The organism is Enterococcus sp. 7F3_DIV0205, from assembly GCF_002141365.2.
In the GTDB taxonomy this organism is placed as follows: domain Bacteria; phylum Bacillota; class Bacilli; order Lactobacillales; family Enterococcaceae; genus Enterococcus_L; species Enterococcus_L palustris.
The window spans coordinates 25805-41659 of the sequence record NZ_CP147244.1 but is presented as its reverse complement, the minus strand read 5'-3'; the positions used below and the strand labels follow the sequence as shown (position 1 = coordinate 41659).

General features: G+C 35.9%; 15 protein-coding genes and 1 pseudogene. 3 read left to right on the top strand and 13 right to left on the bottom strand.

Features of this window, described 5'->3' with window-relative positions:
* Positions 1-464 precede the first annotated feature (464 nt).
* The 13 genes from A5821_RS00220 to A5821_RS00160 form a co-directional block, all read right to left on the bottom strand.
* Positions 465-1319, bottom strand: coding sequence for a phosphate ABC transporter substrate-binding protein PstS (locus A5821_RS00220; RefSeq protein WP_086312272.1), 855 nt, complete (start codon positions 1317-1319; stop codon positions 465-467).
* 166 nt (positions 1320-1485) lie between these two features.
* Positions 1486-2934, bottom strand: a complete 1449-nt coding sequence (cls, locus tag A5821_RS00215; protein ID WP_086312271.1) for a cardiolipin synthase — start codon at positions 2932-2934, stop codon at positions 1486-1488.
* Positions 2935-3037: 103 nt separating this feature from the next.
* Positions 3038-3922: a permease-like cell division protein FtsX gene (ftsX, locus tag A5821_RS00210; protein WP_086312270.1), complete on the bottom strand. Its 885-nt coding sequence runs from the start codon at positions 3920-3922 to the stop codon at positions 3038-3040.
* Entirely contained in the window at positions 3915-4601 is a 687-nt protein-coding gene (gene ftsE / locus A5821_RS00205; RefSeq protein WP_010771600.1) for a cell division ATP-binding protein FtsE, read from the bottom strand. Before ftsE ends, ftsX begins: the two co-directional genes overlap by 8 nt.
* Before the next feature lie 107 nt (positions 4602-4708).
* Positions 4709-5810 (bottom strand): peptide chain release factor 2 gene (gene prfB, locus A5821_RS00200; protein ID WP_139844031.1). Its coding sequence is split into 2 segments (ribosomal slippage): positions 4709-5737 and positions 5739-5810, totalling 1101 coding nucleotides; the frame shifts between segments, so codons are not numbered across the junction.
* A gap of 79 nt (positions 5811-5889) precedes the next feature.
* Entirely contained in the window at positions 5890-8421 is a 2532-nt protein-coding gene (gene secA, locus A5821_RS00195; RefSeq protein ID WP_086312268.1) for a preprotein translocase subunit SecA, read from the bottom strand.
* A gap of 330 nt (positions 8422-8751) precedes the next feature.
* Positions 8752-9303, bottom strand: coding sequence for a ribosome hibernation-promoting factor, HPF/YfiA family (gene hpf, locus A5821_RS00190; protein ID WP_010760772.1), 552 nt, complete (start codon positions 9301-9303; stop codon positions 8752-8754).
* Positions 9304-9440: 137 nt separating this feature from the next.
* Complete coding sequence (locus tag A5821_RS00185; protein ID WP_249921808.1) at positions 9441-10067, bottom strand: ComF family protein; 627 nt, start codon at positions 10065-10067, stop codon at positions 9441-9443.
* Between the two features lie 49 nt (positions 10068-10116).
* Positions 10117-11445 (bottom strand): DEAD/DEAH box helicase, encoded by a 1329-nt coding sequence (locus tag A5821_RS00180; RefSeq protein ID WP_086312266.1) that lies wholly within the window; start codon positions 11443-11445, stop codon positions 10117-10119.
* A gap of 215 nt (positions 11446-11660) precedes the next feature.
* A complete protein-coding gene (locus tag A5821_RS00175) occupies positions 11661-12494 on the bottom strand; it encodes a hypothetical protein (protein ID WP_086312265.1) in 834 nt (277 codons plus the stop codon).
* Between the two features lie 8 nt (positions 12495-12502).
* Positions 12503-13075, bottom strand: a complete 573-nt coding sequence (locus tag A5821_RS00170) for a hypothetical protein (RefSeq protein WP_086312264.1) — start codon at positions 13073-13075, stop codon at positions 12503-12505.
* 135 nt (positions 13076-13210) lie between these two features.
* Entirely contained in the window at positions 13211-13537 is a 327-nt protein-coding gene (locus tag A5821_RS00165) for a PTS sugar transporter subunit IIB (protein WP_086312263.1), read from the bottom strand.
* A gap of 123 nt (positions 13538-13660) precedes the next feature.
* A complete protein-coding gene (locus tag A5821_RS00160; protein ID WP_170922990.1) occupies positions 13661-13990 on the bottom strand; it encodes a DUF7662 domain-containing protein in 330 nt (109 codons plus the stop codon).
* A 131-nt stretch (positions 13991-14121) separates the two neighbouring features.
* Between A5821_RS00160 and A5821_RS00155 the strand changes: the two genes are divergently transcribed.
* The 3 genes and pseudogenes from A5821_RS00155 to A5821_RS00145 all read left to right on the top strand — a co-directional run bounded on the left by A5821_RS00155 (position 14122) and on the right by A5821_RS00145 (position 15849).
* Complete coding sequence (locus A5821_RS00155) at positions 14122-14781, top strand: YigZ family protein (RefSeq protein WP_086312262.1); 660 nt, start codon at positions 14122-14124, stop codon at positions 14779-14781.
* Positions 14771-15007, top strand: a complete 237-nt coding sequence (locus tag A5821_RS00150) for a DUF2829 domain-containing protein (protein WP_086312261.1) — start codon at positions 14771-14773, stop codon at positions 15005-15007. The genes A5821_RS00155 and A5821_RS00150 overlap by 11 nt, the downstream gene beginning before the upstream one ends.
* A gap of 77 nt (positions 15008-15084) precedes the next feature.
* Positions 15085-15849: pseudogene (locus tag A5821_RS00145) on the top strand (3-oxoacyl-ACP reductase).
* Positions 15850-15855 lie beyond the last annotated feature (6 nt).

Sequence of the window (15855 nt, the reverse complement as noted above, 5' to 3'; positions counted from 1 at the left end):
AAAATTCCTCCTTATTTTAAAAGCGTAGCAGGCTCGTTCAGCTCTGACAGGAAAATAGGAAAAAGTGATTGAGGTGCTTTTTACCTCACTCAGTTTTTATCTTTTTCCCAAAGAGCTAGCCTGCGAAGCTAGATAACATTAAAAGCATAACAGGCTCGTTCAGCTCTGACAGGAAAATAAGAAAAATCGACTGTGACGCTTTTTGTCACTTTCTATTTTTATCTTTTTTTCCGAAAAGCTAGCCCGTGAAGCCCAACTATATAAAAGTTGAACTAGCTCGTTCGACTCAGATAGGAAAATATGAGGTTAGGACTTTTTGACCACAATCAGGTTTTATTTTTCAAAATAAATCCCCACATACTCGACACTTTCCATAATAAAGTCAGTGTAACTTTTGAACATAAATTTGTGTTTAATAACATGTAAATCTTATGTTAAGTTTGTAAATTTTGTGTAAAGGTCCTTTATTTGATTAGATTTCCTTGCCAATCGCGTTCTACTTTCATTTGAGAAACAGGTATATAGCCTAGTTGAGCGATGATTTTTTCCTGTACATCATCTGACAACATAAATGCTAGGAACTCATCTGTTAACTTTTTTGGTTGTCCTAAAGTATACATATGTTCATAAGACCAAATCGTCCATTTATTCGTGACAACATTCTCATCTGTTGGTTTTACACCATCAATACTTAACGTATTCACTTCATCGTTAACATAAGAAAACGCAGTATAGCTAATAGCTCCTGGCGTATCTGAAACAATCGAACGAACCATTCCACTAGAATCTTGTTCTTGAGCTTGGATTGCTGTTTTACCGTCAAGCACCCATCGTTCAAACGTTACACGCGTTCCGCTACCTGCTGCACGATTCAGCATAACAATTGGTAGATCTTTGCCACCAATCTCTTTCCAATTCGTTATTTCTCCCAAGAATATTTTTCTAAGATTTTCTAATGAGATATCTGATACTCCAACTTTTTTATTGACGATAGGCGTAATCCCTACTACAGCCACTTTATGATCCGTCAATTTCGATGCATCTATTCCTTTTTTTTCTTCTGCAAATAAATCCGAGTTTCCTATATCAACTGCTCCAGACTGAACTTGGCTCAATCCTGTACCGCTTCCGCCGCCTTGAACATTGATAAAGCGTCCTGGATTTTGATTTTGAAACTCTTCCGCAGCGGTTTCAACTAAAGGTTGCAGTGCTGACGAACCGACTGCTGTGATTGATTCACCTCTATCGATCCACTTAGCACAGCCTGACAACGTTACTAGCCCAATTAGACTAAAAAATAATAGCATCTTCTTTTTCATTTATCTGATAATCCTCCAAACTCAATTCAATCAATTCATTTTAACATTAACTGTTTACATTGAAAATTATAAGTTGCTCAAGTTAGCATTTTTTTGGTATAAAATAACAAAAAAAGACAAAGTAAAAAGTACAACAGATCCCTCAAATTGTACTTTTTGACCTTACTTATAACAATGGTGAAATTAGACGTGCTAATCCTTCTTTCAATTTAATCAGTACACCACGATTACGGTATTTTTCCTCAGTCAATAGTTCTGAAACTTTAGAGTCTTCGTAAAAAGCATCTCGTACTTCTGCTGAAAATTCTTGATCGTAAATAATTGTATTGACTTCAAAATCCAGTCGAAACGAGCGTACATCGATATTAGCTGATCCAACAGAAACAATTCCGCCGTCAATGATCATTGTTTTTGCATGTATAAATCCGTGTTCATAAGTTTCAATGATTGCTCCATATTCTAGCAGTTCTGCTGAAAATGAGTACGTTGCCCAATAAACGAGCATATGATCTGGCTTATTTGGGATTTGCATACGAACTTTGACACCTGAAAGTAACGCTAACTTTAAGGCTTCATGAATTGAAGCATCAGGTATATAATAGGGTGTTTGAATCAATATTTCCTTTTTCGCGATTGAAATCATTTTTAAATAGGTCATCTTGATTTGTTCGTGTTCTGAATCTGGACCGCTAGTCACTATTTGAACTGCTTTTTTTCCATCAGAATGAATGGGCGGAAAATAAGCATCGTCGTAACTTAATTCTTTTCGATGTTGCGAATTCCAATCCATCAAAAAACGATTTTGCAAACTATAAACAGCTTCACCGTGAATCCGTAAATGATTATCGCGCCAGTAACCAAATTTTTCAACCTCACCTAAATACTCATTTCCAACATTAAATCCGCCAGTATAACCAATTTTCCCATCGATCACCACTATTTTTCGATGATTTCGATAATTGATCCTTGGATTTAAATATGGAACAAACAGTGGGAAGAAGAATGCAATTTCTCCACCGATTTTTTTTAATTCTTCAAAGAACTTCATATTTACTTGAGTCGAACCCCAAGCGTCTAGAAGCAAACGAACTTTTACACCTCGTTTTACAGCATTAATCAATTCTTGTCGAATCTCTTTTCCTAAAGTATCACCACGATAAATATAATACTCCATGTGGACATGATCTGTGGCTTGTCGAATATCTTCAATCAATCCATCAAATTTTTCTCGTCCATCTGTATATAAACGAACCTCATTATTTGTTGTATATAACGAACTTTCAAACACAGTCAGCATATAAATCAGCTGTTTTGAATCGACTTCTCCAGTTGGCGGATGTGGAAACAATCCTCTTAATAATGATTGTTTCTCTGATTCGATTTCAGCATTCATCCCGATTTTAGCCTGCATCTTCATGTCAAATATCTTATCCTTTGAAATCCCTCGACCTAAGAAAATATAAAGAATAAAACCTAAAACAGGAATAAACATCAATACAAGCAACCATGACCATGTTTGAGCCGTTTGTTTACGCTCTCGAAAAACAATAATCAACGATAATAGCATATTAGCAATAAAAATAATAACAAATAAATTATCATATAAAAACTTCATTCATTCACCCCAATCACTTTACTCATACATCCCCCAGTAAAGCATAACGAACTTATGAAAATAAGTAAAGAAAAAGCAGACAAAAATGTCTGCTTTAGTCCTACTAAATTTTTAAGAAACGACGCATTGAGATGATTGAACCGAGTGATCCTATTGTCATTCCAATAACTATCATTAATAAATCAATCTGCCAAACAAATGATTCAGGTTTCAATAATGAATAATTTGAACTTAACAGTTGCGGGTTAAACAACGTATAAAACTTTTGGTAACCAAATGTCAGTACTAAAATTGGGATAATCGCACCAATCAGTCCGATCCAAGCCCCTTCAATAAAGAACGGCCAACGGATGTACCCATTTTTCGCACCAACTAAACGCATGATTTGAATTTCTCTTTGACGAGAAAGAATTGTAATACGAATCGTATTGGAAATCAAGAATACTGCGACGAACAATAGCAAAATAGCAGCTCCTAATCCCCACGTTCTTACTTTTCCTGCAATACTGAAAATCTTATCTGAAGAAACACCACCGTAATCTGCTTTAAATACATTTGGCAGTTTAGCTGCCTTTTGCGAGATTTTTTTCGTATCAGATGGTTCTTTTGCACTCACATAATAGACATCATACAAAGGATTACTGTCACCTTCAAAAAGGTTCCATGCTTCACCCATTTGTTTTTGGATTTTCTTTAATTGCTTATCTTTATTTGAATATGAGATCGTTTCAACATTGTCGATTTTATTCAATTCTTTTTCTAACTTCTGCATTTCATCAGGTGTTGTACCGATGTCAACGAAAACAGAAACTGTTACGTTTTCTTCGATATCTTTTGCTAATTTTGTTGCATTAAAAATTACTGCCATAAAAATCCCAACAAGGACTAAAGTAATCGTAACAGCACTGGCTGAAGCAATTGTCATCCACCCATTACGTTTTAAACTTTTGATACTTTCTAGGACGTGAGAAAAGAACGTTCTAATCATCGTAGCCATAGTCTCCTTCCGCTTGGTCTCGAATAATTCGGCCATTTTCGATGGCGATTACACGATGACGGATCGTGTTTACAATAGTGCTGTTATGTGTTGCCATTACAACGGTTGTTCCTTGCGCGTTAATCCGATCTAAAAGTTTCATGATTTCCCATGAATTTTCCGGATCAAGATTTCCTGTTGGTTCATCGGCAATTAGAACTTTCGGTGTATTAACGATTGCGCGAGCAATTGAAACACGTTGTTGCTCTCCACCAGATAATTCACTTGGAAATACACGTACTTTGTGTTTTAGACCTACAAGATCAAGAACTTCCATCACTCTTTTCTTGATATCTCTTGGCTTACGACCTACAACTTGCATAGCGTATGCAACATTTTCATATACAGTTTTTTTCGTCAATAGTTTGTAATCTTGAAAGACGATACCGATTTCTCGTCTAAGATATGGAACTTCTGAATTTTTAATCTTCATCAAGTCATGACTTGCAACTTTCAAACGACCTTTCGTTGCTTTTTCTTCGCGGTACATAAGTTTAATAAATGTTGATTTTCCAGCTCCGGAAGGTCCAACAACATAAACGAATTCACCTTGTTTTATTTCTATTGAAATATTTCGGATCGCAGTTGTACCATTCGAATATTTCTTCATTACATCTTTCATTTCAATCATGGCGTATTCTCTCCATCTCTGTTTTCTAGACTATCAATCATTATAACATGACTTTGTTTCAAGGCTCTTTCAACAGTTTACAATTTTGTTTCATTTCTGTGAATTGATCAATTTAATTTTTGTTTTAAGTACGCATCGATAAAACCATCTAGTTCTCCATCCATCACAGCCTGCACATTTCCCGTTTCGTAATCAGTACGGTGATCTTTAACCATTGAATAAGGATGGAAAACATAGGAACGAATTTGCGAACCCCAACCAATCTCTAGTTGCTCACCACGTAATGATGCTGCTTCTTGGGCTTTTTTATCCATCTCTAGTTGATAAAGTTTTGCTTTTAACATCCCCATCGCTTGTTCACGGTTTTTTAGTTGCGAACGTTGTGCTTGGCTGGCAACAACCGTACCCGTTGGAATATGCGTGATTCGAACAGCTGATTCAGTTTTATTGATATGCTGTCCTCCTGCTCCACTAGCACGATACGTATCGACTTTTAAATCATCTGTATTGATATCGATTTCGACATTTTCATCCAATTCAGGCATGATATCAACTGAACAAAAAGAAGTATGACGACGTTTAGCTGAATCAAAAGGTGAAATTCGGACTAAACGATGGACCCCTTTTTCAGATTTTAAATAACCATAGGCATTATATCCTTTAATTAGAAGTGTAACACTTTTAATGCCTGCTTCGTCTCCTGACTGGTAATCTAATGTCTCTACTTGGAACCCATGACTTTCAGCCCAGCGAGTATACATCCGAAGCAGCATACTGCCCCAATCTTGTGACTCTGTACCACCAGCTCCTGGATGAAGTTCCATGATAACATTATTTTTATCATAAGGCTCGTTTAACAATAGAGAAAGTTCATAAATACTTAGTTTTTCTTTTAAAGCTAGTAAACGTTCTTCCAATTCTATTTGAGTATCTGCATCATATTCTTCTTGCTGCATCTCACTCATGATTTCCAATTCTTCCAGTTCGTCCGCAAACTGATGGAATTGTTGATATTTTTCCTTGTAAGAATTCGTTTCATTGATCAATTGCTGCGCTGCTTCTGTATTATCCCAAAAACCTGGCTCTGCCATTCTGTTTTCAGCTTCAGCAATATCTTCTTCTAACTGATCTAAGTCAAAGAGACCCCCTGAAGCTTGTGATTGATTGATTCATTTCATCTAAAATAGTTCGGATTTCAGCATTTTCCATGATATTTTCTTCCCTTCATTTTCAATACTTTGTTACACAACAAATGAAGGCGAAGCATACGCCTCACCTTCATCATTTGTTACTGACCTTTACCGTGGCAATTTTTGTACTTCTTACCACTGCCGCATGGACAAGGATCATTACGGCCTATTTTTTCATCAACATGGATTGGTTTCTTCTTGGCACTAGTATTACTTTCAGGTTCTTCTTCATCGGTTGGATGAACTGCTTCTCCCTGTGCCACTTGTTCACGTTGAACATTTTGACGAATTTCTGATTTCATGAATAGACGAGTTACTTCGTATTCGATTGCTCCGATCATTTCTTCAAACATATTATAACCTTCTGTTTGATACTCAACTAATGGATTATTTTGTCCGTAAGCACGTAAGCCCACTGATTGACGTAATTGATCCATTGCATCGATATGATCTGTCCATTTAGTATCTACAACACGTAGAATAACAACTTTTTGGAATTCTAGAATTTGTTCTGGACCATTTAATTGTTCTACTTTGACATCGTAGACTTCTTGAGCGCGTTTTACCAAATACTCTTTGATTTCTTCTGGTGACTTGCCTTCTAAATCTGCTTTAGAAATAGAATCTTCATGAACTAATGTTGAAGAAGCGAAGTCAACGATACCATCAAGGTTCCAGTTTTCTTTTTCTAATAAAGTATGGCTGTCCACAACTCGAGTGATCGTGCGTTTCACCATATTCAGTAATGTTTCAGTTAATTCAGTGTCTTCCATGATGACTTCTTGTCGTTGAGCATAAATAACTTCACGTTGTTCACGCATTACATCATCATATTGCAAGACATTCTTACGTGTATCGTAGTTGTTACCTTCAACACGTTTTTGAGCTGATTCTACTTGTTTACTTAACATTTTACTTTGAATTACAGCATCTGACTCTTCAATATTCATACGATCCAAGAATGCTTTGATTCTTTCAGAACCAAAACGTTTCATCAAATCATCTTCAAGAGATAGATAGAATTGAGAAACCCCAGGATCTCCCTGACGACCTGCACGTCCTCGTAATTGATTATCGATACGGCGAGATTCGTGACGTTCAGTACCAATTACGGCTAAACCGCCAAGTTCGATAACGCCTAAGCCAAGCTTGATATCTGTACCACGACCAGCCATATTGGTTGCAATCGTTACTGCACCTTTTTGACCAGCGTTCATGATGATTTCGGCTTCTTTAAAGTGATTTTTTGCATTCAATACTTCATGTGGTACTTTTTCCTTATTTAGTAATTCAGATAGTAACTCAGAAGTTTCTACAGCTACCGTACCAACTAAGACTGGTTGACCATTATGGTAACGTTCTTTAATATCTTGAACAACTGCTTTAAATTTACTTTGTAGTGTTGGGTAAAGTAAATCTGCACGGTCATCACGAATGATTGGACGGTTTGTCGGAATTTGGAAAACTTGAATATTATAGATTTCACGGAATTCTTCTTCTTCTGTTTTGGCAGTACCCGTCATCCCAGCTAATTTTTTATACATACGGAAATAGTTTTGGAATGTAATTGTCGCCATTGTTTTTGTTTCGTCTTCGATTTCTACAGCTTCTTTGGCTTCAATGGCTTGGTGTAAACCATCTGAATAACGACGACCATCCATGATACGTCCAGTAAATTGGTCAACAATCAGAACTTTGCCTTCTTGAACAACATAATCAATATCACGAAGCATAATAAAGTTCGCACGTAACGCTTGATCCATATGGTGTGTCAAAGCTGTATTTTCAATATCATAAAGATTATCTAAGCCAAAGTTTTCTTCTGCTTTCTCGATACCTGCTTCTGTTAAACTAATTGTTTTAGATTGAACATCGATTTTATAGTCTTCTTCTTCTTTTAGACGTTTAACAAAATTATCGGTACGTGTATATAGAGCTGTTGATTTTTCTGCTTGTCCAGAAATAATCAACGGTGTACGGGCTTCATCGATCAAGATTGAATCGACCTCATCCACGATAGCATAGTTCAACGGACGTTGTACCATTTGGTTGCGGTAAACGACCATGTTATCACGTAAATAGTCAAATCCTAATTCATTATTTGTACTATAAGTGATATCGCAATTATACGCATCACGTTTTTCTTCAGATGTTTTTGAGTTGATGTTCAGACCAACCGTTAGACCTAAGAAATTATACAATTCCCCCATCTCATCCGAGTCACGTGTTGCTAAATATTCATTTACAGTTACAACGTGAACCCCTTCGCCTGTCAATGCATTTAAATAAACTGGCATTGTAGCTGTCAAAGTTTTACCTTCACCTGTTCTCATTTCAGGGATATTCCCGTCATGTAAGACAATACCACCCATTAGCTGAACGTGATATGGATATAATCCTAACACACGTTTTGCCGCTTCACGAACGACCGCAAAAGCTTCTGGTAATAATTGATCTAATGTTTCACCTTTTTGATAACGAGCTTTAAACTCGTCAGTTTTTCCTCTTAATTCTTCATCGTTTAACGCTGCAATAGCTGAAGCATGAGATTCCACTTGGTTCGCAATACCATCCAAGCGTTTTAATTCCTTTTTATCATTTTCGATCATCTTTTTTAAAAAATTCGCCATGTTTTTAAGTGTTCCTTTCAATAAACTCTATTTATTTTTTGCACTAAATGCACAATCATCCTTTCCATTTTATCACTAGTTGGTAAGAAAGGAAATAACTTCTCTTAATATTAATAATATATTATGTCAATTTTTATGTATATAGGCTTAAAAAGGGAAAAGAGACTGCGACAAAACGTGTGCCGTCCTGCTTCAGTCTCTTAAAAATCGATTATCCGAAAGGAAATAGCTCCGATAACAATTTTACTAAAAATATCTATGATTTCACTAAATTAGAAATTTTTAGTTCTTATGAATTGAATCCGAAACGATTTATCCGATTTGCTCGATTTAGTCTGTTTCAATCAAGCCATACTTACCATCTTTACGACGATAAACAATGCTTGTTCCATTTGTTTCTGAATCTTCAAAGATAAAGAAGTTATGTCCTAACATGTTCATTTGTAAAACAGCTTCTTCACTATCCATTGGTTTTAGTGAAAGACGTTTTGTACGAACAATGTCTAATTCTGGCGTTTCATCTGGTGTTTCTTCACCGTTTAAGAAAATAGCTGCTTTTGCAGTGTTCATCCCAGTTTCACGAGATTTGCGGTTAATTTTTGTTTTAAATTTACGAATTTGTCGTTCTAATTTATCTACAACTAAATCAACACTTGCATATAAATCAGGTGATGTTTCTTCAGCACGTAAAACTAAATAAGGTAGAGGAATGGTAACCTCAACTTTTGCTGTTTTTTCAGTATATACTTTTAAATTCACATGGACTGTTGCTTCAGGTGAATCACTGAAATAACGCTCTAACTTACCAACTTTTTTCTCTACATAGTCTCTAATAGCTTCAGTAACTTCGATGTTTTCTCCACGCACATTATATCTAAACATAACGATTACCCCTTTCATCTGCCACTAAAGAAGGAATAAAAGGACCACTCTGTTATCCTTCTTCTTAATTCTATTATAACGAATTATATTACTTTTGCCAACAAAATTGCGACCTATTTTTTATTTTACTTATTCTGCTATCTTGCAATAGAAAACGTATACAGTTTAGAAGGGTTATTTTCCAAAATAACTTGTGCTGCATGAAAAATTGTGCGACCTGTTGTATAAATATCATCTACTAAAAGAACGTCTTTATTTAAGACAGCTTTTTGTCCCGCTTTTGTGAGCATGAAAGGTTGCTTTAACTCCATTCGATCTTTTCTGGTCTTTTGTACTTGCGATAGTCCATCAACAAAACGAACAAGATATGGTTGATATGAAATATTGGCTGCCTCTAACAAGCCTTCAACTTGATTAAAGCCTCTAATTTTCATTCGTTCAGTTGAAATTGGAATCGGAATAACTAAAAAATTCTTTTTTCGTTTAAAATAAGTCTGTAAATATCCTGCAAAACTGTATCTAAGTTTGTAATTTCCTTTAAATTTGTATTCTTCAAACCATTCTTGCATTGCTGCATTATAGGAAAAAATGGCTTCATGGTGGAAATCATAATTTGGATAACACTGTTGCCATTTCAAACAATCCCCACAATACCTGTTATTCGTCGGCCGTTGACAGCCACGACAACTGTCTTTTCCCCCTAACAACTGGAACTCTTTGGCACATCTAGAACATAATTGTTCTAACGCTACTCTTTTTAACAAAAAAATTTCCTCAATAGTTAAGTTTCTACTGATTATTTCATCGCAATAGTTACACCTCATCGATCAACCCTCGCTTTATGCCTAAAGTATTCATTTTTTCGATTTGTTTGATGGCTTCTTTCATTGCTTTCGTACAACCGTCATGTAAAAACCAAACTTCTCCTGCCGTATAGTCCATTCTTCGATCGACTCGACCAGCAATCTGAACAAGAGCAGATGTTGCAAAAACAGGATGATTAGCTCCCAGAATAATTACAGAAACACCGTCAAATGTTACTCCTCTCTCTAATATAGTAGAAGTTATAAGAATTCGATATTCTTTATTACGCATCCTTAACACTTTTTCTAAGCGCTCAGGGTCTTGTGAATGAACACAGGCTAAAGGCGTTTCAGAAAATTCTCCTTCTATTACACTTTTTAATTGCTCCATCAATGAAATACTAGGACAAAAAATCAGGACGTCGTTTCTAGTCACTAATGAGCGAAGTTTTGTAACTAATGCTTTAGGCCCTTTTCCCTTATTAATTGTCTCGCGCCAACGATAACACCATTTTAGTTTAGGAACGGGTAAAACTCTCCGATGATAACGTGCTGGCAAAATACTAGTCTTTAGTTCTTTTTGAGCAGACTTTTTAGTTAACTCTTTCGTCGGTGTTGCCGTCAGATAAACAAGCGAACCTTTTTTCTTGATTGCGTGATTTACACCATACTGCAGTATTAGATTATCAACAAAGGGAAAAGCATCTACTTCGTCGATGATCAAAACATCAAAAGCCTTGAAAAAACGTAATAGTTGATGTGTTGTACAGACTAGCAGTTTAGTATAGGAATACCGTTCTTTCATTTTCCCATGTAGCAGAATCGCAGCTTCCTCAGGAAAAACTGCTTGTATTCTAGGAAAAAGTTCTAAGCAAACATCTACCCTAGGCGAAGCAATTCCTACTCGATAACCGCATTCTAAAGAATGATGAATCGTTTCAAACAACATCTCTGTCTTTCCTGCACCAGTGACTGCCCAAATCATTCTAGATTCACCATTTTTGACCGAAGCCAATAACTCATTTGACACTGCTTGCTGCCCTTCAGTAAGTGTCCCCTTCCAAGCAAAATAAACTGTTCTTTTAACAGGTTCTGGTTCAGGTAGGTGATAAAATTCCTGACTAGTATCCACTCTGCCTAATTGAATACACTCAGGACAAAAATAGGCTCCACTAACTAATTGAACTGAACGTTTGTCATGGATCTGACCACAACGTAAACATTGAATTGTTTTTTCAGTCACCTCTTGCATCGTTGCTAATTTCTGCGCTTGCTCTTCAAGCAAAACGATGTCTTCAACTTCTTTTTTTAAGACTTTTCTTCCCCATAATTCTTGCATTTTTTCTCCCTCCATTATTAAACTACGCAGTTTTTCTTTGTATTTTTCTTTTTTCAAAAAATTATATATTTTAGTTACAAAAACAGGCGAGATGAGGTTGTGTCAAAAAGTATTTAGTCCCAATTTATTGAACAAAAAAAGCCCCACAATGCAGACATACATCGTGTGGCTTTTTGTCCAATTACAGAGGTTTGTTTCACATTACTTTCATTTCATCAGAAATTCGTCCATTCTTCTTCATCCATTTGCTGAATCATTCGCTTAGCATAGGCTGAATAATACGTTTGTCCGCCATATTCTAGAACGTAATTAAAGTGGGTTAAGGCTTGATCAAATGTTGCAGTTTTTAGATAAAGTTTCCCTAATTCAAAATGAAGACCAACTTTTCCTAAAGTCGTCTGTTCGGTGGCTAGAAAATCAAATAATTTTGTTAAAGCATTTTTATCATTAGTCAAAATCAAATAATGTCGGTAAAAAATAGTATCGACAGAATTGTAAAATGTCTGAATATGACGCGGAAATTTCTTTTGTTTTTTTAACGTACGGATAGTATCGATTGTTTCTTTTAAGCCTTCAAGATCGTTGCTTTCTTTATAATAATTACCTAACAAATTATAATATTGGAGTTTTAAATCCAGTGTTCCAACGGTTAAATCGATTGTATCTAACTTTTCTTTCATCCCAACTAAGTTTCCAGTATAATAATCCCCCAACGCTTGAAAATAATTTTGATAATTAGCTATCCCACTTTTACTATAGAACGGTTTATCTAGTAATTGCTTATTTATAGCAACATATTTTTGAGGATCACAATCCATCGTTAAAATAGTCCGAATATGGATTACTTTTTTCCTTATCTGGATCGCGATGGTGAAACACAATAAAAATAAGATACACAGCCCAACCAGTCCAAAATTGTAATTTAGTAAATATAACGTCATCAACGGAATAAATAAAATAAGACCCATTATGCAGACTGAGAGAAAATACTTTCTTAGACGTTTCACTTCTTTGACATACTCTTCCACAGTTTTCTGATTTTCGTACATCTTAATTCTTACATCCTGACCTTAATTTCTTTATGATCTAGTTTCAGCTCTTCATAATAATAGACATAATTGACTATGCCTTTATAGTTATAAGTAAATATATTAGTCGGTTTTTGACCATCGATCCTCAAATTTTTAATCTTTTTATTTTGTGATGTCCCGATAAAAAATAGCCGCTTTCCAAATGATTTATGGATTTCTTCTTCAAAAGAAAAAGGTGTATCTTCAATTGAGGCCAACATTTCCAATTGATTTTTTATCGTCTCACTATTGCTCCTTGATGAGTCTTCTTCAGAAAATAGTTTTTCCATTTTATTTGTTTGAGTGATTTCGTAATTCTTACGACCCTTTTTCTCTTTTACTTGCACAATCACTAGTGTTAAATCTGCCCCATCCGTTAAAAACAAATCGATATGATCCTGTTCTTCTTGTTGATGGATTATTCGTTCAGGACGAACACCTGAAAATTTAAGTGCTAGTTGAAGCGTTCTAGCGTAATTTTTTTTGATATATGAAGCAGTAAATCCTGAAACAATGAACATCATAAGAAATAGTCCCACAACAAACATTCTTTTTTTCATTTTATTCTTCTCCCAACGATTCTTTCTTAAATTTTACCAAATCAACAGTATTTTTCAATATTTTCTGAAAAAACTTTCTTTTCAGCAAATAAAAAAAGTGAACCAAAACATATGCCCCGTTTTGGTTCACTTCTACTATTCTTTATTTCCAATCAAATTCAATGCTTGTTGCAGCACTTTCTCTCCGTTCATCATACCATAATCCGCCATGTTGATTACTTCTAGCGGAATTCCTTTTGGTTCTAAACGTTTTTCAAAATCGCTTTTCATAAAGCGAACTTGCGGTCCTAATAATAACACATCGACTGGTTTACTCTCTAAATTATTGTCAGCATCTGAAGCTGAAACTGCAAAGATATCTGCATCTAAGCCTTGTGCATCAGCTGCCTTTTGCATTTTTGTTACTAATAAGCTTGTGCTCATGCCTGCAGAACACACGAGCATAATCGTTTTTTTAGCCATTGTAGCCATCTCCTTTTTTCTAATAATAACATAACGTATCTGTATATGTTGCTTTAATCATAGTATAGTAAAAAACAGATTTTTGTCAACGCTTTCCCCTCCTAAAGTGCGCTGTTTTATTGTTTAAAACAACCAATTAGACTTTAGTAGTTTATTAAAGACCACGTACTCTTTTTCGATATTTACTTGCGCAACTTGGTAACTGGCATTCAGCCATCCATAGGCACCTTTTTCAGGATGCTTATGATCATTAGCCCACCAATCAATGTCAGTACGTGCTGTTTTAGGAAGGCCTGAATGTGGAAAAAGTAACTCGTCAAACTGCGTAAACGTTAGAGTTACTTGAGATCCACCATTAGTGGTTAAATAATGGGTAACGCTATCATATTTCTTTTGACGCTCTTTTGCCAAATCCTTCACTCCCTTATCTTCGTTAGCAATAACGTGAATCATCCTTTTAATCATTATCTCATAAAAGTGTCAAGAAGCAAATGAAGGTCCCTTTTATCTTTTTATAGAGAACAGTTGCTTCTCAGCGCTATTTTTTTTATACTTAAAGCATTATGTAGTAAAGGACTGAGCAGATGCTTGATAGTTATTTTACCATTCGCTCTGATGGAGAAAGTGAAATCGAGATAAAGAAATCACGATTTATTTGTTCTCTCAAACGAGTCTATTCAGAAGATGAGGCAAAAGAATTTATTGCCCAAAAGAAAAAAGAGCATTGGAAAGCTAATCATAATTGCAGTGCCTTTGTCATTGGCGAAAAAAGCGATATACAGCGTAGTAGTGATGACGGCGAACCTAGCGGGACAGCTGGTGTGCCTATGCTAGAAGTTCTAAAGAAACAGGAATTAATCAATGTCGTAGCTGTTGTTACCCGATATTTTGGTGGTACAAAATTAGGGGCTGGCGGATTGATTCGCGCATACAGTCACGCTGTTTCTCATGCGTTAATGGATATCGGCTTAGTTGAAGGGAAGTTACAACAAGAGATTCACTTAACGATCAGTTATCCAAATTTAGGAACCATTCAAAATTTTATGGAAAACAATCCTTACATCTTACACGATACAATCTACGGAGAACAAGTAAATGTTGTTTGCCTTGTTGACGAAGCAAAATCTGAGCAATTTATGGCGGAAATCGTTGAACTATTAAATGGGCAAGTGACATTTGAAGAAGGTGAATGTTCTTATCATGAACTACCAATCACAAAAAAGGAGCAAGTAAATGACATTTGAAGAAGTATTACCACAGATAAAAAAAGGCGCTAAGGCTGTCAGAGAAGGTTGGGGCGGCTTTGAATTGTATATTGAACTTAGAGATGAGATTGGAACTGCAGACGGTACATTTCTCCAAGTGACACCTTATTTTTTGATCAAAACCTCTGATGAAGGATACAGCATGTTCTCACCAACACCTTGCGATGTTCTAGCGGAAGACTGGAAAATCGTCAATATAGCTTAAAATATTCATAAAAAGCTAGAACACTTTTAACAAGTTGGTCTAGCTTTTTATGATGGACTCAAGAAAAGAGGTACGATATGGAATTTGAAGAATACCGAGGAAAAACAATTTTTGTCACTGGTGCTGCATCTGGTATAGGACAAGCCCAAGCAGTCGCATTTACCGATTAAGGCGCCAACGTCTTTGGCATGGACACTGATGAAGTTGGTTTAGCTGCAACAGCTAAAAAAACGAATAGTAGCATTGGACGTTTTATTGCTTTTATAGGTGATATTACAAAAGAAAAAGAAATTACAGCCGCAGTGGAAAAAGCAAATAAATCATTTGGTACGATACATATTTTGTTAAATACTGCAGGTATTTTAGATAATTACACACCAACCCTGGAGACAACAGAAGCTTTGTGGGATCGCGTTTTAGCGGTTAATTTAAAAGGAACTTTCTTAGTTACCAATCAGATTTTACCGCAAATGTTAACTCAAGAGCATGGCGTAATCATCAATATGGCTTCAATTGCCGGTATGGTAGCAGGTGGTGGCGGCGCGGCTTACACTGCTTCAAAACACGCCATTATTGGCTATACAAAGCAATTAGATCATGACTACATTCGACAAGGACTAAGAGCAAATGCCATTGCTCCTGGTGCAATTCAGACCCCTATGAACGCTGCTGATTTTGCTGGCGATGGAAAAATGGCTGAATGGGTTGCTAACGAAACACCTGCTGGACGTTGGGCAAAACCCGAAGAAGTTGCTTCATTGACTCTTTTTTTGGCAAGTGAACAAGCAGATTATATTCATGGAACCGTCATGACGATCGATGGCGGCTGGCTAGCGAAATAATCACGA